Consider the following 15668-nt stretch of genomic DNA (forward strand, 5'->3'; position numbering starts at 1 on the left):
TGTGAGGAACTGCTTAATGCATGCCGCTGGCCTGGCGCTGGACCAGGCGGGCGGAGTATTCGTCGTTGGCGCGCTGTTCGCGGCGCGATTCCACGAGGGCCTGGGCGCGCTGCTCGCGCTGCGCCAGGGCATCGTAGGAGTTGAGCTTGCGCTTTTCCTGCTGCCAGTAGAGCTGGCCCTTGGACAGGTTTTCCTCGGCCTGGCGCAGCACGCCTTGCTGCTGGCCGATCGCATCGTCCAGCGTGCCGATGAAGCGCTGATAGTTGTGGCAGTCGCTGGCCGCCATGCCGCTCGTCATCGCCGTCTGAAGGCGCTCGAGGTAGTCCTGGCGGTAGTCGTGCAGCATGGAAAGCTGGCGCTGCGCATTGCTGCGTTCGGCGGTCAGCCGGCCCAGCAGGCGAGCGGCTTCGTCCGTGCTCTCCTTGGCCAGGTTGATCAGCATGTCAAGAGGCAGTTGGCTAGGCATAGGTGTCCCGTGATTCGAAACTGGCTCGCAATTGATTGACGGCGTCTTCGTAGCCGACGTTCTCGCCGATGTCCTGCTGCAGGAAGGCTTCCAGGCGCGGGTAGCGCGCGATGGCGTCGTCCAGCTGCGGGTCGTTGCCGGCGGCGTAGGCGCCGACGGCGATGAGGTCGCGATTGCGCTGGTAGCGCGACAGGCTTTGCTTGAAGCGGCGCACGATCGAGAACTGCTGCGGCGTGATGAGCGAAGTCATTGCCCGCGAGATCGACGCTTCGATGTCGATGGCGGGGTAGTGGCCCGATTCGGCCAGGTGCCGCGACAGCACGACGTGACCGTCCAGAATGGCGCGCGCCGAGTCGGCGATCGGGTCCTGCTGGTCGTCGCCTTCGGCCAGCACGGTATAGAACGCCGTGATGGACCCGGCCTTGCCGGACGGACCGGGCGCGCCCATGCCCGCGCGTTCCACCAGCGTGGGCAGCTTGGCAAACACCGACGGCGGATAGCCCTTGGTGGCGGGCGGTTCGCCGATGGCCAGCGCGATTTCCCGTTGCGCCATTGCGTAGCGGGTCAGCGAGTCCATGATCAGCAGCACGTCCAGGCCCTGGTCACGGAAATGCTCGGCCAGGCGCGTCGCGTAGGCGGCGCCCTGCAGGCGCAGCAGCGCCGACACGTCGGCCGGTGCGGCCACCACGACCGAGCGCGCCAGGCCTTCGGGACCCAGGTTGTGCTCGATGAATTCCTTGACTTCACGGCCCCGTTCGCCGATCAGGCCGACCACGATCACGTCGGCCTTGGTATAGCGGGCCATCATGCCCAGCAGCACCGATTTACCCACGCCGGACCCTGCGAACAGACCCATGCGCTGGCCGCGGCCGACGGTCAGCAGACCGTTGATGGCGCGCACGCCGGTGTCCAGCACCGTATCGATGGGCGCGCGCGACAGCGGGTTGATCGGCTGGGCGGACAGGGGGGCCAGTTCGGCGCCCGTCAGCGGACCCAGTCCGTCCAGCGGGCGGCCGGCGCCATCCAGCACGCGGCCGAGCAGCGCGTTGCCGACGGGCAGGTGGCGGCCAAGCTGGGGCTTGGCGTTGCCGTTCAGTTCGGCCTTGCGCGGCAGCGGAATCTGGCGCTGCACGGGCGGTTCGCCGGGCACGACGCGCGCGCCGGGCGGCAGGCCGGAAATATCCGCCTGCGGCATCAGGTACAGCGTGTGGCCGTCAAAGCCTACGACTTCGGCGTCGGCCCAATGGTCGTGGCCGCGCGCGATCTCGATGCGGGCGGCGGCGCCGACGGGCAGGCGCAGGCCGGTGGCGTGCAGCACCAGGCCCGTGGCCCGCGTGATCTTGCCGCTGACCAGCCACGGATCGGTGGACGCCGCGCGGATCGAGCCGATCTCAAGCTGCGTCTGCCAGCGGTCGAGCACGGGCGCGGTCGGCTTGGCCGCCGCGGAAGCGGTTGCGGCGCCCGCGAGGGGCGCCTGGCCGGATTGCTCGGAGGCCGGATTGCCGTTCACACCGGCTCCTCCCAGGTTGCGTTGCGGCCGAGCGAGGCGGCCACGCGGCGCCAGCGGGTCTGCAGGGTGGCGTCGATGTCGCCGAAAGGCGTTTCGGCGCGGCAGCCGCCGCGCAGGATGGATTCATCGGCCAGCACGCGCCAATGGCCTTCTTTCAGTTCGTCGGCCAGGTGCAGGCGGATCAGTTCGATATCTTCCGGATTGGCCCACAGGCGCATTTGGCCGCCGGCCGTCGGATTGATGTGCAGAACGTCGCGAACCGCGTTCACCACTGTCTCTGGCTGTTCCGCGAGGGTGGTGCGGACCACTTGCTGGGCGATGTCCAGGGCCAGCGTCAAGAGGCTCTGGCCCATCTTTTCTTCCAGCGCGCCGATCGACACCGCGCAGGCTTCGACTAGCGTGTGCAGGCGTTGCGCTTCGGCGGCGCCCTGTTCGCGGCCCTGGGCCAGGCCTTCCGCATGACCGGCTTCGCGGCCGGCGGCAAGGCCGGCCTCGTAGCCCGCCTGCTGGCCGGCTTCCATGCCCGCGGCGTGACCGCGCGCCAAGCCTTCCTCGTGACCTTCCGCGATGGCCTGGGCGCGCAACTGCGCCATCACCACGGCGGGATCGGGACCCGGATCGGGTTCGGGCTCGGGTTCGACTTCGACGGGCGCCGGCTCGTCGAACGACAGCATCTGCCAGCGACGCCAGGCGGCGCTGCGCGAGATGAGCGTCGCCGCGCCGTTGTCCGCTTCAGACATACGCGTCGTCTCCGGAATTGCCCAGCACGATCTGGCCGCTTTCCGCCAGGCGGCGCGCGATCTGCAGGATCTTCTTCTGTTCGGTCTCGACCTTCGACATGCGGATCGGGCCCTGGGCTTCCAGGTCCTCGCGCAGCATTTCGGCCGCACGGCTGGACATGTTGCGCAGGAACTTGGCGCGCAGCTCTTCCTGGGCGCCCTTGAGCGCGACCATGAGCGTGTCGTTGTCGATTTCCTTGAGGATGAGCTGGATGGCGCGGTCCTCGACGTCGAGCAGGTTGTCGAAGACGAACATCTCGTCGATGATCTTCTGCGCCAGGTCGTTGTCGCGTTCGCGCAGGCTGGCGACCACGGTCTCTTCCTGCGTCGAGTTCATCATGTTCAGGATCTCGGCCGCGGTGCGCACGCCGCCCATCTTGCTGCGCTTGGCGCCCTGGCCGGCCAGCACGGAATTCAGCACTTCGGTCAGCTCGGACAGCGCCGCCGGCTGCACGCCGCCGAACGTGGCGATACGCAGCATCACGTCGTTGCGCAGGCGGTCGGTCAGCAGGGCCAGCACGCCGGCCGCGCGGTCGCGCTCCAGGTGAACCAGGATGGTCGCGATGATCTGCGGGTGCTCGTCGCCGATCAGTTCGGCCACGGTGTTCGGATCCAGCCAGTTCAGCGCATCGATGCCGCTGCCGCCGTCGCCGGCTTCCAGAATGTCTTCGATCAGGCCGGCGGCGCGATCGCTGCCCAGCGCCTTGGTCAGCACGCTGCGGATGTAGTCGTCCGAGCCCAGCGTCACGGCCATGAACTGGTCGGCTTCCAGGCGGAACTCCTCCAGCACGACGGCGACGTCGTTGCGCGTGACCTGTTTCAAGCTGGCCATCGCGGCGCCGACCTGCTGGACTTCTCGGGCGCTCAGATACTTGAACACTTCAGCCGCGGCGTCTTCGCCCAGCGACATCATCAGGACGGCGCTGCGCGTCATGCCGTCCATCGGCAGGGAATCATTTTTCATCTTTGGTCATCCAGGTGCGCAGGACCATCGCGACAGCGCGCGGATCCTTGTTGGCCATGGTGCGTGCGCGCTCAAGGTTGTCCTGATAGCGGTCGGTTTCCTTGGCGCGGGCCAGGTCCTGCGCCTCGCGGGCGGCTTCGGCGCGTTCGGCTTCGGCCTGCTCCGGATCCACCGGCGGGTACAGGTACTCGGTGACCGAGCGGCGAATCTTGCGGTACAGCCACAGGGCCAGGACGCCACCGACCAGCCAGAGCAGGATCGTCTTGAACAGCGAGATCATTTCCGGATCGCGCCACATCGGCAGCGGCGGCGGGCCGTCGTTGAACTGGCTGTTGACCAGGTTGAGCGAGTCGCCGCGGCCTTCGGAATAGCCCATGGCTTCGCGCACCAGGTTGGTCAGCTTGTTCAGTTCCTCGGGCGGCAGGGCCTGCAGTTCGCCGTCCTTGTCGCGCACGTAGTTCACGACCACGGCCACCGACATGCGCTTGAGGTTGCCCGTCGGCTGCTTGATGTGGCTGATGGTGCGGTCGACTTCGTAGTTCGTCGTCGCGTCGCGGCGTTCGTTCAGGTTGGCGGCGGCAGCCTGGGTGCCAGTCTGTTGCTGCTGTTGCTGCTGCTGCGCGTTGGCCTGCGGCGGCTGGCCGGGACGCGGCGGCTGTTGCTGCGGCGGATTGGCGATGGGCGCCTGCGCGTTGGCCGGGGCCTGGTTCGATAGCGCGCCGGGCACGCCCTGAGCGGGGCCGACGCCGCGCTGCGTGGAATCGCTGGTCTGCTGGCTGCGCACGGCGGCCTGGCCAGGTTCCTGGTTGGGACGATAGACCTCGGACGTTTCCTCGCGGCGCGAGAAGTCGACGTCTGCCGTGGCCTGGGCGTGCACGTTGCCGGGGCCGACCAGGGGATTCAGGATGGTGAGGATGCGTTCGACGGTACGCTGCTCGATCTCGCGCACGAAGCGAAGCTGATCGGCGTCCATGCCGCGGCCTTCACCCAGCGGGGAGGACAGCAGGCGGCCGTTCTGGTCGACGATGGACACGCTTTCGGCGGTCAGTTCCGGCACGCTGGAAGCCACCAGCCACGAGATCGCGGAGACCTGGGCGTCGCTCAGGCTGCGGCCCGGGTACAGGTTCAGCAGCACGGAGGCGGTGGGCGCCTGGCGCTCGCGCACGAACAGCGACTGGCGCGGCATGGCCAGGTGGACGCGGGCGTGCTGCACGGTGTGCATGGCTTCGATCGAACGGGCCAGCTCGCCCTCCAGACCGCGCTGGTAGTTGATCTGTTCGGCAAACTGGCTGGCGCCGAAGCGGGCGTTGTCCATCAGCTCGAAGCCGACGGAACCGCCGCGCGGCAGGCCTTGCGACGCAAGCTGCAGCCGGGCGTCATAGACGCGGTCGGCCGGCACGAGCAGCGCGGTGCCGTTTTCGTTGTAGCGGTAGGGCACGTTCATCGAGCCCAGGGCGGTCACGATGGCGCCGCCATCGCGGTCGTCCAGGTTCGAGAACAGCACCTTGTATTTCGGTTCGCTGCTCCACATGGCCACGGCGACGATCACCGCGACGAGGGCTGCGGCGGCGCCGATCAGGACGGGCTTGGGAAGCGCACGGACCCGTTCCAGCACGGGGAACTTGGCCAGAAGCGACGAGCTCAGGGTAGCCTGCTGATTCATTGACGGCTCCCGCTGGCTTCGCGGAGCAGGGAAAATGACTTCATGTCTGGGTAGGGCCGATTACACATGCAACGTGCTTCTGGTCTGGGGAGAGCGTGGATTATTGCCCCTGAGACAGCAATCCCAATCGATGAAAACAGCCGTTTTTTGGCGTTACTTAAGCCCTATGTCGATGACGAGGCGCAAAGCGGGGCCGTATCCCCGGCAAGGGGTGTCCGCATTCGTTGAAATGTCGGGTTTTTTGGCGGTTCTTGTCGGCTATGGACCGGTCCGATCGGCGTTACGCTGCGTGTGCACTTTGGCGTAATCCCCCACCAGCAAGGAATAGGTAATGGCTGTATCAGGCTTGTCCGGCATCGAAGGCATGCTCCAGCAGATGCGCGCGGTCGTGAGCAAGGCGGAGACCGGTAATCTGGGCGCCGGCGACGCCGTGGCGCAACCCGACGGTTTTGCCGCGGAACTGCAGCGCTCCATCCGTCGCGTGACCGCCGCGCAGAACGCGGCCAGCAATCAGGCCAAGGCCTTCGAGCTGGGCGCTCCCGATATTTCCTTGAACGACGTCATGATTGACCTGCAGAAGGCGAGCCTCGGCTTCCAGACGGCGGTCCAGGTGCGCAACAAGCTGGTGGCGGCCTACAAGGAAATCTCGTCGATGGCCGTGTAAGGCCCACGACTTGTACAAAGGCCTTCCCGCGGGAAGGCCTTTTGCGTTTCAGTCGCGTCCTTTGGGTTGCGCCTTCCGGCAGCCCGGCGTCAGTTGCGCTGCGCGCCTTTCTCCAGGCGCCACACCACCTGCTGCAGCCAGTTCTCCTGGCGCGCGTTCAGGTTCATGAACAGTGCGCCCACATGGCTGACCGGCGGCTCGCCCGTCAGCGACACGTGCTTGGGCGCCTCGCCGTCGCTGCTGCCTTCGGCCGAGGCCATCGGCTGCCCCGACACCGGATAGATATTGCGCACTTCCAGGTCGGCGCTCAGTTTGCCAAGTTCGCCGAAATCCAGCTCAACGTCTTCCATCACCGCGCCGCGCTCGGGCAGTTCGCCCACCGCCAGACCCACGCGCAAGCCCACGCCGTCCACCGAGATGTCGCGCACGGTAAAGCCCACGGGCTTGTCCGCGGGCGCCGGTTGCCACGTGGCCAGACAGCGGCTGGCGCTGGAGATCATCGAGGCGCGGAACATCTTGCGGCGCTGGATGCGGGCAAGACGATCAGGGAAGGGCGACATCAGCGCCGCGCTGCCGTCATCGAAATGGATGACTTCCGGGCGCTGGATGCGGAAGCGGATCTGCACGCCGCCATAGGCGGTGGCATTGAAGTGGAAGGTCGTGCCGCTGAGCAGCCCCATGCTGTCGGACTGTTCAAAGTCCGCGCCGTCATAGTCGCGCGGCCGCCAGAAGAACTGGCGGGTCTGCTTGTCGGCGCCCAGGATCAGCACGGCGATCTCCCGGTCCGCGGCGTCGCGCACCAGGATGTGGCTGTCGGGGTGCGTCAGCTCGAAGAGCGCTGAGCGCATGTCTTCCGGCCGGGTCAGCAGGAATTCCGGATCGGCGGCATCCAACACGGTGATCGTCCTTAGGTAGAGATTTCGGGCCGCGCGGCCTGGGGGATGTCGCGCGATTCCAGGCGGTACAGCCAGGCGAGCAATTCTGCCACCGCGACATAGAGTTGGGGAGGAATATGTGCGTCCAGGTCGACCTGCATGAGCAGACCCACAAGTTCACGCGATTCGTGCACGTACAGCCCGTTTTCCTCGGCCGCCCGGACGATCGTGTCCGCCAGCTGGCCATAGCCCTTGGCGACCACGCGCGGCGCGCCGTCGCTTTCGTCGTACGAGATGGCGACCGCCGCGTTGCGGTTGGCGTTCGGGCCGGCGTCCGCGGGGGAGGGAGGGGTGTTCATCAGAAATCGTTGGGGATGACGAGACGGGGTTCAACCACGTTCACGGTCAGATTGCTCAGGGTCAGCCCGGCGGCCAACAGGCGCGAGCGTAGCATGTCCGACGAATCGTTGATCTCGGCCGCGCTGTGCGGCGCAATCAGCTGCAGCACGATCTGGTCTCCGGCCAGGTTCAGGCGGGCGTCGACCAGGCCCAGGCGCGGCAGGTCCAGCTTCACGCGAGTGGCCCAGGTCGGCACGGCCGATTCGCGGTCCTCGCCGTAGGGGTCGCGCTCGACTTCCCACTCCATCGGGGTGCCGGGCCAGGCTTCGCCTTGCCAGTTCAAAGTCTGGTTGGCCAGCACGTCCAGTTGCTGGCGCACCAGCACGGTCAGATCCTGATGGATGCCGGTGATCGGCGCGCCGGGCGTGGATGATGAAGACGACGTTCCCGAGGCCGAGGGCGCATCTGCACCGGCGCCGGAGCGGCTGGCGCCGGCGGCTTCGCCGCGGCTGCGTGCCTGGGTGCTGGCGTGCGCGGCGGTGTCGCGCGACATCCTGGCCTGGGGTTCGTTTTCCAGTGTGGCCGGGTTCTTGCGACCGAAGACCATGTCGGTCAGGTGCGATTCGTAAAAGAGCCCGCTGGTCTGCAGGGCAGTGCGCAACGCCTGGCCCAGCGCGCGGGCGGACGGGCCGCCTGCGGCCAGCGAGGCATGCGTTGCGGCTTCGGCCCCTTTCGCGCCACCGGCCTGGCCCGCCGGGTGCCCGGCGCCCGGCTTGGCGTTGGCGGCGTCGGCGGCTGCGGTGGCCGACGGCGCGGCGGCAGGGGCGCCAGCCGGCAGGGTGGTCGAAGCCGGAAGCGGGGTGGTCGTCGCCGCGGCGGGCTGGCCGGGCTGACCTGCCTGCGCGGGCTGACCCGATTGGGCCGCAGCGGGTTGTCCGCCGGGGGCCGCACCGCCCGCCTGCTGTCCGCCCTGCGCGTCGGCGCTCCACAGCGGCGCGCGCCCTTGCACGGCCGGGGCCGCTTCGGGGTACTGCGCGAGCAGGGCAAGGATGGTGCGGGCGGTCGTGCCCAACGTGGTCGGCGCCGAGGCCGTCGTGTCGCTGCTGGTGACCAGGCCGCGGGCGGCCAGCGCCAGCGCGGCAGCGGTTTTGGGGTCGACAACAGTATTCTGGCGGTCGCCTCGGGCGCCGCCAGTCTGTATGCCTTGCCGGGTATCGCGCGCGGAGCCGTCCGACGGCCCGGCCTTCTCCGGGCTGCCAGGCTGGCTGACCGCGTCCGGCCGCGCGCCGGAAATCTGGTTGGCGTTCGCGGCGGACATCGTCGTGCCCAGCACGGCGTCCAACCGCTGCACCAGGACGTTGCCAAGCGCGGCGGGACCGATGCTCATTGGTCAGACGCCTGGTTGCCGTAGGCCGACAGCAGGGTCTGCTGGCGCTTCATGCGTCCCAGCAGTTCGCCCAGCCGCGCCAACTGGGGCAGCGCCAGATCACGCGTCATGGCATCGTTTTCAAGAATGCGCACAAGCAGGTCGTATTTCATGCTGCGGCCGGCCTCGTCCAGCGGACTGGACGGCTCGGCATGCCGCAGGCGTTCGACCTGTTCACAGTAGAGCTGACCGTGCACAAGCGCGGTGTCCCAGTCGCCGGCCTGGGCGGCCGTCAACATCTCGCCCGTTGATTGGGCGATCTCCTGATACTGTTCCAGGATGGCGGAGTACTGGGTGAGCGACGTCATAGAAATCTCGGGCGAGCGATGGCTGGCAATAGTCGTTGTGGGGGCCATCAAAGCGTTGCGTCCGGGGCAGGCCGATCGATGGAGGTCTGCCAGGCGTCGGAAAGGTCCGCCAGCAGGCGGTCTGCGATGTCGAGCTGCTCGACGTCCGCTTTAAGGTTTGCCATGAGCAGCGTGCGGACGATGTAGTCGTACAACCGGCTCAGGTTGGCGGCGATGTCGCCGCCGGCTTCCATGTTCAGGCCCATCTTCAGGCCCTCGTCGACGATCTTGATTGCCTTGGTGATAGCTGTCCCGCGTTCGGCGACGCGACCTTCCTGCATGTGCAGGCGCGCTTGTCCGATTGCCGCGCGCGCACCCTGGTAAAGCAGGGTGATCAGCCTTTCCGGCGTGGCGCTCATCACTTGGGTCTCCAGGCCGATATCGGCGTAGGAGCGGACAGAGTATGAGCCTGTGGGGCGGCGCGCGGCGTACGTCATTTAATGCATCTTCTCGGTTATCACTTCGACGACTTGTTCATGGCCGCGAATTGCTGCGTCAGATAGTTGGCCGTGACCGATTGCTGCGCAACGAATTTGTCCAATTGGACGAACTGGGCGCGCATCAGCTCAAGCTGGGCTTCACCGGCTGCCTTGGCGCGCGTGTACTGGTCTTTCACGGTGGCGATCGATTTGGCCAGGCCGTCGGTCTTGGTCTTGATCGAACCGGTGTCGCTCAGGATGTCCTTCGTGGCCTTTTCGAAATTGGCGGCCAGTCCGTTCGTGCCGGTCAGCAAGCGCGAGACGTCGGCGCCGTTCGTGGACAGTGCCTTGTCCAGCTTGGTCTGGTCCAGCGTGAGCTGGCGCGTCTGCGGGTTGGTCGTGATGCCCAGGTCGGCCAGCGAGCGCAGGGAGCCTTCGCCCGACAGCACCTGCAGCGCACCCGCCAGGGACGACTGGATGGCGCGCGTCGTGCCGTCGCCGGTCAGCGGCTGATTGGTGGCGGCGGCGGCGTCGAAGGCCGTCAGGTTCTTGATCGTCGTCTGCAGCGTGTTGTAGGCGGTGACGAAGCTCTGGATGGCCTTGCTGGCCACCGAGGGGTCGCTTTCCAGCTTCAGCTTGATCGGCTTGCCGTCTTCCGTCTTCGAGGACAGGTTGAGCGTGACGCCGTCGATGGCGGTCGAAATGTTGTTCGTGCCGCTCTTGATCGTGATGCCGTTGATGTCGATTTCGGCGTCGACGGCGGCCGTGGCCGTCATCTTGCTGTTGGCGGCGTCGGTGCTGCTATAGGACAGGACGTCCTTGAGCGACTGGTCGCCCGTCACCGTGATGGACTTGACCGAGGCCTGAACGCCCGTGTTCTTGGCGGTCATCATCAGGTAGCTCTTGCCGTCGCCGTCGGTGATGACGGTGGCGCGCACGCCCAGCGTATCGTCGGCATTGACCGCCTTGACGATGCCGTTCAGCGAGGTGTCGCCCTTCAGGTCGACGGTCTTCTTGGTGCCGTCGGCCAGTTCGATTTCAAACGAACCCGTGGCGCCGTTGGACGCCTTGCGGTCCGCAACCGCACCCGATTGCAGGGTCTGGGAAGTGGCAACGTTCTTCACGTTGATCGTGTACTCGCCGGCCACGGCGCCTTCGGCAGCCACGGTCGCGGTGAGGGCGTCGCCGCCGGTCACGCTGCCTTTCACGGCGCCCAGCGTCTCGGGCTTGCCGAGCGCGGCGGCAGCCTTCTGCACGGCTTCCACGGCGCTCTTGAGCTGGCCGAACGCCGTAACGCGGGTCTCGAAGCTGGTCTGCCGTACGGTGTACTGCTGCAGCCTCTTTTCCTCGGCGGCTTCCAGCTTCGAGAGGATGTCCTCGAGGGGCAAGCCTGAATTCGAACCGAGGTTGGTAATGGTGGCCATGTGAAATTCCTTCCTAGCGATGCAATTCTGACAAAAATGTGGTCCCGGCTATCGGCCGGGTAAAGGCATAAGGCGGGCCTAATTCGGCGCTTCTCTCACCGGGCCGCGCGTCAATCTTGGCGAACGGTGTTTTAAGTGCCGGATCAGGCCGAAGTCTTGATACCGTTCCCTTGCATGTTCACGATCATCTTGGCGATCTTCAGCACCGCTTCACTGGGGATGGTGCGCAGGACGTCTCCCGACTCCGCATCGATCACCGACACCACCACCTGGTGTACGTTCGGGTCGATTTCGAACTGAAGCTGGGTCGACCAGGCCTTCATCTGTTCGTTGATCTCATCCAGCGCCTTATCCAGGGGCATTTTTTGCGAATTCGCCTGGTCGGACGTGGCGCCGCCGGAGGCGCTGCTGTCGGTGGTCGCGGGCGCCGGCGTGGCGGTGGCAGCAGGGTCGGGCGTGGCGATAACGGTCGAAACCGGTAACGACGCGAACGCTGCGGGGGCTAACGGGGTTACGGCCATGATCACTCCAACGGCGAGGGGGGCGTCTCGGAGAACGCGCTGTTTTCAGGAAATTCTCAGTTACCATAACGGCACCCTCGCAGGGAACTTTAGCCTTGCGCAAATGGATGGTTCACGTGCTAAGAGTCTGGATCGGGCAATGAGTGTCAAGACGGCGTTGCGAGTTATCGAAATCATCGAAACCTTCGCCCGTGAGAAACGCGCGCTGCCCTTGTCGGAATTGGCCCGGTTGCTCGATGTGCCCGTGTCCAGCTGCCTGGCGCTGATCCGCACGCTGACCAGCCTGGGCTACCTCTATGAAACGGGCCGCCGCCAGGGCTATTACCCGACAGGCCGGCTGCTCGCCATGGCCCAGCGCATCGCCCGGGCCGATCCCGTTCTGGATCGCGTCTATCCCAGTCTTGTCGAATTAAGGGACGCTACGCGCGAAACCGTGGTCTTTGCCAAGCTGTCGCCGGATGGCCGCGTTGTCTATCTGGATGTGCTGGATTCGCCGCATACGATCCGATACGCGCCTGTTGCAGGCGAGTTCAAGGATGTTCACGCAAATTCGCTGGGAAAGGCGCTGCTGTCGCTGCTGGACGAACCGGCCCGTGACGCCTTGCTGGCGGACATCCCCATGACCCGCTACAACGACCGGACCCTCGTCACCCGCGAGGCGCTGCTGGCGGACCTGGACGCCGCGCGGCAGCGGGGGTGGTTCATGAACAGCGGCGAGTCCATTGCCGACGTGGGCGCGATTGCCTGGCCGGTTACGCTGTCCGGCGAACACTACGCCATTTCGGTAGGCGGCCCGATCTACCGGATCGAGCCAGAACAGGAAACCTACGCCCGCATCCTGCGGGCGGCCTGCACGGGACTGGAGCAGCAGGCCTGACCCGCGCCTGCCGCCGTCCGCTCAATACGACTTGGGCAGCCCCAGCACCTTTTCCGCGATGAAGCACATGATGAGCTGCGGGCTGACCGGCGCGATGCGCGGGATGAAGCTTTCGCGCAGCAGCCGCTCCACGTGGTACTCCTTGGCATACCCCATCCCGCCCAGCGTCATCACTGCCGTCTGGCAGGCGTTGTAGCCGGCCTCGGCCGCCAGGTACTTTGCCGAATTGGCGGCGGGGCCGCACGGCTTGCCCGCGTCGTACAGGCTGGCTGCCTTGAACACCATCAGGTCCGCGGCCTCCAGCTGCATCCAGGCCTGGGCGAGCGGATGCTGGATGCCCTGGTTTTTGCCGATGGGGCGTCCGAACACGGTGCGTTCGCCCGCGTACTTGACGGCCCGGTCCAGCGCGGCGCGCCCGATCCCCACCGCTTCGGCGGCGATCAGGATGCGCTCGGGGTTCAGGCCGTGCAGGATGTATTCAAAGCCACGGCCTTCCTCGCCGATGCGGTCGGCGACCGGAATCCGCAGGCCGTCAATGAACAGCATGTTCGAATCCACGGCCTTGCGGCCCATCTTCTCGATCTCCCGCACCTCGATCTTTTCGCGGTCCAGGTCGGTGTAGAAGAGCGACAGGCCCTGCGTGGGCTTTTCCACCTCGGACAGCGGGGTGGTGCGCGCCAGCAGCAGCATCTTGCTGGCCACCTGCGCGGTCGAAATCCAGATCTTGCGGCCATGCACGATGTATTCGTCGCCCTGGCGCACGGCGCGGGTGCTCAGCTTGGTCGTGTCCAGCCCCGCGTCCGGCTCGGTGACCGCAAAGCAGGCTTTTTCCCGGCCGGCGATCAGCGGTTCAAGCCAGCGGCCGCGCTGCTCGTCGGTGCCAAACACCACCACCGGATTCAGCCCGAAGATGTTCATGTGGACGGCCGAGGCGCCCGTGAAGCCGGCGCCTGACGCCGCGATGGTCTGCATCATCAGCGCAGCTTCGGTCATGCCCAGGCCCGCGCCGCCGTATTCCTGCGGCATGGCGATGCCCAGCCAGCCGTCGCGCGCCAGGTCGGCGTGCAGCGGTTCCGGAAAGCCGCCTTCGCGGTCGCGTTCCAGCCAGTATTCGTCGGGATAGCGTTCGCAGATGCGGGATACGGCGTCGCGCAACGCCAGTTGTTCCGGGGTGAATTCAAAGTCCATCGTTGTTTCCGTCCTGGGTAATGCCACGGGCAAGCATGGCGTCGATCTGTTCCTGTCCATAGCCCGCTTCGGCCAGCACCTCGCGGCTGTGCTCGCCCAGCCGCGGGGCGGGGCGGCGTATCGAAGTCGGCGTGCCGGCGTAGCGGCCGAGCGTCCCGGTGGTGCGGATGCGGCCTTCCGAGGGGTGGTCCATTTCCTGGATGAAACCGGTCGCGGTCAGGTGCTCGTCCTGGATCAGGCCGTCGATGGTGTAGAGCTGCGAGGCTGGAATGTCGGCGCGCGCCAGCTCGCGTAGCCAGTCGTCGCTGGGGCGGGTGGCGATCACCTCGGCCACGAAGGCATAGACCTCGCTGATGTGCGCGGCGCGGGCGCCATGGGTGCTGAAACGCGGGTCCTGCGACAGCTCCGGCCGCCCGATCAGTTCAAAGAAATTGCGCCAGTGCTTGTCGTTGTAGATCAGCAGGCAGATGTAGCCGTCCGCCGTCGCGTACGGCCGGCGATGCGGCGCCAAAAGGCGCGCGTAACCGGTGGGTCCCATCGGCGGCTCGAATGTCGAGCCGCCCAGGTGGTCGCCCAGCACCATGTGCGCCATGCCCTCGAACATGGGGATCTCCACCGGCTGTCCGCGGCCCAGCGTCCGGGCGCTCAGCACCGCGGACACCAGCGCAATGCCGACGTGCAGGCCGACCGCCCGGTCTGCCAGCGTCAGTGGCGCGTAGCGCGGCACGTCGCCGCTTTGCTGCGCAGACAGTGCGGCAATGCCGGTCTGCCCCTGGATCAGGTCGTCGTAGGCGGGGCGGCCGGCATAGGGGCCAGCCTCGCCAAATCCATAGGCGCCCACGTAGACGATGCGCGGATTGCGCGCCGTGACCGCTTCATACGACAGTCCCAGCCGCGCCATCGCCTGGGGGCGGATGTTGTAGAGCAGGGCATCGCAGCTTTCGGCCAGTTTCAGGCAGGCTTCAAGGCCTTCGGGCGTCTTCAAGTCCAGCACGATCGAGCGCTTGTTGCGGTTCAGGTGCAGGTAGAGATGCCCCATGCCGGGGTTGCGCATGGGGCCGACGGCCCGCATGTTGTCCCCCGCCGGCGACTCCACCTTGATGACGTCCGCGCCCAGGTCCGCCAGGACCTGGGTTGCGTACGGCCCCATCACCACCGAGCTCAGATCCAGGATGCGCACGCCGGCCAGCGGCCCGGCAACCGGCGTTTCAGGCAGGGGCTGGTCGATCATTGCTGCTCGATCCCCGCGTCACGGATCAACTTGCCCCACAGGTCGCGCTGTTCGCCAACAAACTGCGCGAAGGCTTCGGGCGTGCTCGAGAAGGCGTCAAACCCCAGTCCCGCCAGGCGCTTTTTCACGTCGGGCTTTGCCACGATCTGGTTGATGGCCGCATTCAACTTGGCCACGATCTCGGGCGGCATGCCTGCGGGGCCGAAGTAGCCGTTCCAGGAGTTCAAATCGAAGTCCGGCACGCCCGCTTCGGCCATCGAAGGCAGGTCGGGCACGATGGCGCTGCGCTCGGCGGTGGAGACGGCCAACGCGCGCAGTTGGCCCGATTGCACGAAGGGCAGGCCAGAGGTCAGGTCCGTGAACATGAAGTCCACCTGTCCGCCGACCACGTCGGTCAGGCTCTGCGGCGTGCCTTTGTAGGGCACATGCAGGATGTCGATCTTGGCGCGGTTGGCCAGCGTGGCGCCCGCGACGATGCCGGTGCTGTTGCCGCTGGCGTAGGTGATTCGGCCAGGATTCTTCTTGGCGTCGGCCACCAGGTCGCCCAGCGTCTTCCAGGGGCGCTTGGGATTCACGACCAGGATGAAGGGCAGGTTGCCGCCGCGCGCAATCGGGGTGAAGTCCTTGACCGGGTCATACGGCACGTTTTTCATCAGCCAGGGAGCGGCCGAATGGGAGGTGTTGGTGGTGACGAAAAGCGTATAGCCGTCCGGTTTGGCGCGGGCCACGTAGTTGGCCGCGATCGTCGCATTGGCGCCCGGCTTGTTCTCCACCACGACCTGCTGACCCAGCAGGGTCGACAACTCGGCGCCGAAGATCCGTCCCACAGCGTCCGTGCCCGATCCGGCGGGGAAGGGCACCACCAGGGTGATGGGTTTGTTGGGGTAATCGGCGGCATGGGCGGGGCCAGCCGCCATCAAGGCGGCGCCGCTGACCAGCGCGGCGCCCAGCAGGCGTAGGGATTGCATGGGTGTG

17 protein-coding genes are annotated in these 15668 nt (G+C 66.6%); 2 read left to right on the top strand and 15 right to left on the bottom strand.

What is annotated here, in order from left to right:
• Positions 1–13 precede the first annotated feature (13 nt).
• The 5 genes from fliJ to fliF all read right to left on the bottom strand — a co-directional run bounded on the left by fliJ (position 14) and on the right by fliF (position 5382).
• Complete coding sequence (gene fliJ, locus MHZ91_RS10815) at positions 14–466, bottom strand: flagellar export protein FliJ (RefSeq protein ID WP_175126259.1); 453 nt, start codon at positions 464–466, stop codon at positions 14–16.
• On the bottom strand, positions 459–1886 hold the full coding sequence (gene fliI / locus MHZ91_RS10820) for a flagellar protein export ATPase FliI (RefSeq protein ID WP_056318674.1): 1428 nt from the start codon (positions 1884–1886) through the stop codon (positions 459–461). Before fliI ends, fliJ begins: the two co-directional genes overlap by 8 nt.
• Before the next feature lie 86 nt (positions 1887–1972).
• Complete coding sequence (fliH, locus tag MHZ91_RS10825; RefSeq protein ID WP_175126258.1) at positions 1973–2716, bottom strand: flagellar assembly protein FliH; 744 nt, start codon at positions 2714–2716, stop codon at positions 1973–1975.
• Complete coding sequence (gene fliG / locus MHZ91_RS10830; RefSeq protein WP_175126257.1) at positions 2709–3719, bottom strand: flagellar motor switch protein FliG; 1011 nt, start codon at positions 3717–3719, stop codon at positions 2709–2711. The genes fliH and fliG overlap by 8 nt, the downstream gene beginning before the upstream one ends.
• Positions 3709–5382: a flagellar basal-body MS-ring/collar protein FliF gene (fliF, locus tag MHZ91_RS10835; RefSeq protein ID WP_239213577.1), complete on the bottom strand. Its 1674-nt coding sequence runs from the start codon at positions 5380–5382 to the stop codon at positions 3709–3711. The genes fliG and fliF overlap by 11 nt, the downstream gene beginning before the upstream one ends.
• Before the next feature lie 331 nt (positions 5383–5713).
• Between fliF and fliE the strand changes: the two genes are divergently transcribed.
• Positions 5714–6046 carry a flagellar hook-basal body complex protein FliE gene (gene fliE / locus MHZ91_RS10840; protein ID WP_175126255.1) on the top strand — a complete coding sequence of 111 codons (333 nt, stop codon included), beginning with the start codon at positions 5714–5716 and terminating at the stop codon, positions 6044–6046.
• Between the two features lie 89 nt (positions 6047–6135).
• Here the strand turns inward: fliE and MHZ91_RS10845 are convergent, their stop codons facing one another.
• The 7 genes from MHZ91_RS10845 to MHZ91_RS10875 all read right to left on the bottom strand — a co-directional run bounded on the left by MHZ91_RS10845 (position 6136) and on the right by MHZ91_RS10875 (position 11397).
• Entirely contained in the window at positions 6136–6939 is an 804-nt protein-coding gene (locus MHZ91_RS10845; protein WP_175139215.1) for a flagellar brake protein, read from the bottom strand.
• A gap of 14 nt (positions 6940–6953) precedes the next feature.
• Positions 6954–7280: an EscU/YscU/HrcU family type III secretion system export apparatus switch protein gene (locus MHZ91_RS10850; protein ID WP_175126254.1), complete on the bottom strand. Its 327-nt coding sequence runs from the start codon at positions 7278–7280 to the stop codon at positions 6954–6956.
• A complete protein-coding gene (locus tag MHZ91_RS10855; RefSeq protein ID WP_239213578.1) occupies positions 7280–8647 on the bottom strand; it encodes a flagellar hook-length control protein FliK in 1368 nt (455 codons plus the stop codon). The genes MHZ91_RS10850 and MHZ91_RS10855 overlap by 1 nt, the downstream gene beginning before the upstream one ends.
• The gene (locus MHZ91_RS10860; protein WP_175121949.1) at positions 8644–8994 is read right to left on the bottom strand and encodes a flagellar protein FliT; all 351 of its coding nucleotides are present in this window, start codon (positions 8992–8994) and stop codon (positions 8644–8646) included. The genes MHZ91_RS10855 and MHZ91_RS10860 overlap by 4 nt, the downstream gene beginning before the upstream one ends.
• Before the next feature lie 47 nt (positions 8995–9041).
• Positions 9042–9470, bottom strand: a complete 429-nt coding sequence (gene fliS, locus MHZ91_RS10865; protein ID WP_175186102.1) for a flagellar export chaperone FliS — start codon at positions 9468–9470, stop codon at positions 9042–9044.
• 20 nt (positions 9471–9490) lie between these two features.
• Positions 9491–10876 carry a flagellar filament capping protein FliD gene (fliD, locus tag MHZ91_RS10870; RefSeq protein ID WP_239213579.1) on the bottom strand — a complete coding sequence of 462 codons (1386 nt, stop codon included), beginning with the start codon at positions 10874–10876 and terminating at the stop codon, positions 9491–9493.
• A gap of 143 nt (positions 10877–11019) precedes the next feature.
• Positions 11020–11397 carry a flagellar protein FlaG gene (locus tag MHZ91_RS10875; protein WP_175121946.1) on the bottom strand — a complete coding sequence of 126 codons (378 nt, stop codon included), beginning with the start codon at positions 11395–11397 and terminating at the stop codon, positions 11020–11022.
• A gap of 139 nt (positions 11398–11536) precedes the next feature.
• Here MHZ91_RS10875 and MHZ91_RS10880 point away from each other — a divergent pair, with 139 nt between their 5' ends.
• Positions 11537–12274, top strand: coding sequence for an IclR family transcriptional regulator (locus tag MHZ91_RS10880; RefSeq protein WP_175121945.1), 738 nt, complete (start codon positions 11537–11539; stop codon positions 12272–12274).
• A 21-nt stretch (positions 12275–12295) separates the two neighbouring features.
• Here the strand turns inward: MHZ91_RS10880 and MHZ91_RS10885 are convergent, their stop codons facing one another.
• From MHZ91_RS10885 to MHZ91_RS10895, 3 genes are read right to left on the bottom strand one after another with little or no spacing between them, the layout of a single operon-like run.
• A complete protein-coding gene (locus MHZ91_RS10885) occupies positions 12296–13462 on the bottom strand; it encodes an acyl-CoA dehydrogenase family protein (RefSeq protein ID WP_175139156.1) in 1167 nt (388 codons plus the stop codon).
• Positions 13452–14693 carry a CaiB/BaiF CoA-transferase family protein gene (locus MHZ91_RS10890; RefSeq protein ID WP_175139157.1) on the bottom strand — a complete coding sequence of 414 codons (1242 nt, stop codon included), beginning with the start codon at positions 14691–14693 and terminating at the stop codon, positions 13452–13454. The genes MHZ91_RS10885 and MHZ91_RS10890 overlap by 11 nt, the downstream gene beginning before the upstream one ends.
• A complete protein-coding gene (locus MHZ91_RS10895; RefSeq protein WP_239213580.1) occupies positions 14690–15661 on the bottom strand; it encodes a tripartite tricarboxylate transporter substrate binding protein in 972 nt (323 codons plus the stop codon). The genes MHZ91_RS10890 and MHZ91_RS10895 overlap by 4 nt, the downstream gene beginning before the upstream one ends.
• Positions 15662–15668: the final 7 nt, after the last annotated feature.

Source organism: Achromobacter sp. ACRQX (genome assembly GCF_022346505.1).
GTDB classification, from domain to species: domain Bacteria; phylum Pseudomonadota; class Gammaproteobacteria; order Burkholderiales; family Burkholderiaceae_B; genus Achromobacter; species Achromobacter animicus.

What these genes read in the sequence shown, in the direction of transcription:
- fliJ (WP_175126259.1), bottom strand. Translation starts at nt 466, where the DNA reads ATGCCTAGCCAACTGCCTCTTGACATGCTGATCAACCTGGCCAAGGAG.
- fliH (WP_175126258.1), bottom strand. Translation starts at nt 2,716, where the DNA reads ATGTCTGAAGCGGACAACGGCGCGGCGACGCTCATCTCGCGCAGCGCC.
- fliG (WP_175126257.1), bottom strand. Translation starts at nt 3,719, where the DNA reads ATGAAAAATGATTCCCTGCCGATGGACGGCATGACGCGCAGCGCCGTC.
- fliF (WP_239213577.1), bottom strand. Translation starts at nt 5,382, where the DNA reads ATGAATCAGCAGGCTACCCTGAGCTCGTCGCTTCTGGCCAAGTTCCCC.
- fliE (WP_175126255.1), top strand. Translation starts at nt 5,714, where the DNA reads ATGGCTGTATCAGGCTTGTCCGGCATCGAAGGCATGCTCCAGCAGATG.
- MHZ91_RS10850 (WP_175126254.1), bottom strand. Translation starts at nt 7,280, where the DNA reads ATGAACACCCCTCCCTCCCCCGCGGACGCCGGCCCGAACGCCAACCGC.
- MHZ91_RS10855 (WP_239213578.1), bottom strand. Translation starts at nt 8,647, where the DNA reads ATGAGCATCGGTCCCGCCGCGCTTGGCAACGTCCTGGTGCAGCGGTTG.
- MHZ91_RS10860 (WP_175121949.1), bottom strand. Translation starts at nt 8,994, where the DNA reads ATGACGTCGCTCACCCAGTACTCCGCCATCCTGGAACAGTATCAGGAG.
- fliS (WP_175186102.1), bottom strand. Translation starts at nt 9,470, where the DNA reads ATGACGTACGCCGCGCGCCGCCCCACAGGCTCATACTCTGTCCGCTCC.
- fliD (WP_239213579.1), bottom strand. Translation starts at nt 10,876, where the DNA reads ATGGCCACCATTACCAACCTCGGTTCGAATTCAGGCTTGCCCCTCGAG.
- MHZ91_RS10875 (WP_175121946.1), bottom strand. Translation starts at nt 11,397, where the DNA reads ATGGCCGTAACCCCGTTAGCCCCCGCAGCGTTCGCGTCGTTACCGGTT.
- MHZ91_RS10880 (WP_175121945.1), top strand. Translation starts at nt 11,537, where the DNA reads ATGAGTGTCAAGACGGCGTTGCGAGTTATCGAAATCATCGAAACCTTC.
- MHZ91_RS10885 (WP_175139156.1), bottom strand. Translation starts at nt 13,462, where the DNA reads ATGGACTTTGAATTCACCCCGGAACAACTGGCGTTGCGCGACGCCGTA.
- MHZ91_RS10890 (WP_175139157.1), bottom strand. Translation starts at nt 14,693, where the DNA reads ATGATCGACCAGCCCCTGCCTGAAACGCCGGTTGCCGGGCCGCTGGCC.
- MHZ91_RS10895 (WP_239213580.1), bottom strand. Translation starts at nt 15,661, where the DNA reads ATGCAATCCCTACGCCTGCTGGGCGCCGCGCTGGTCAGCGGCGCCGCC.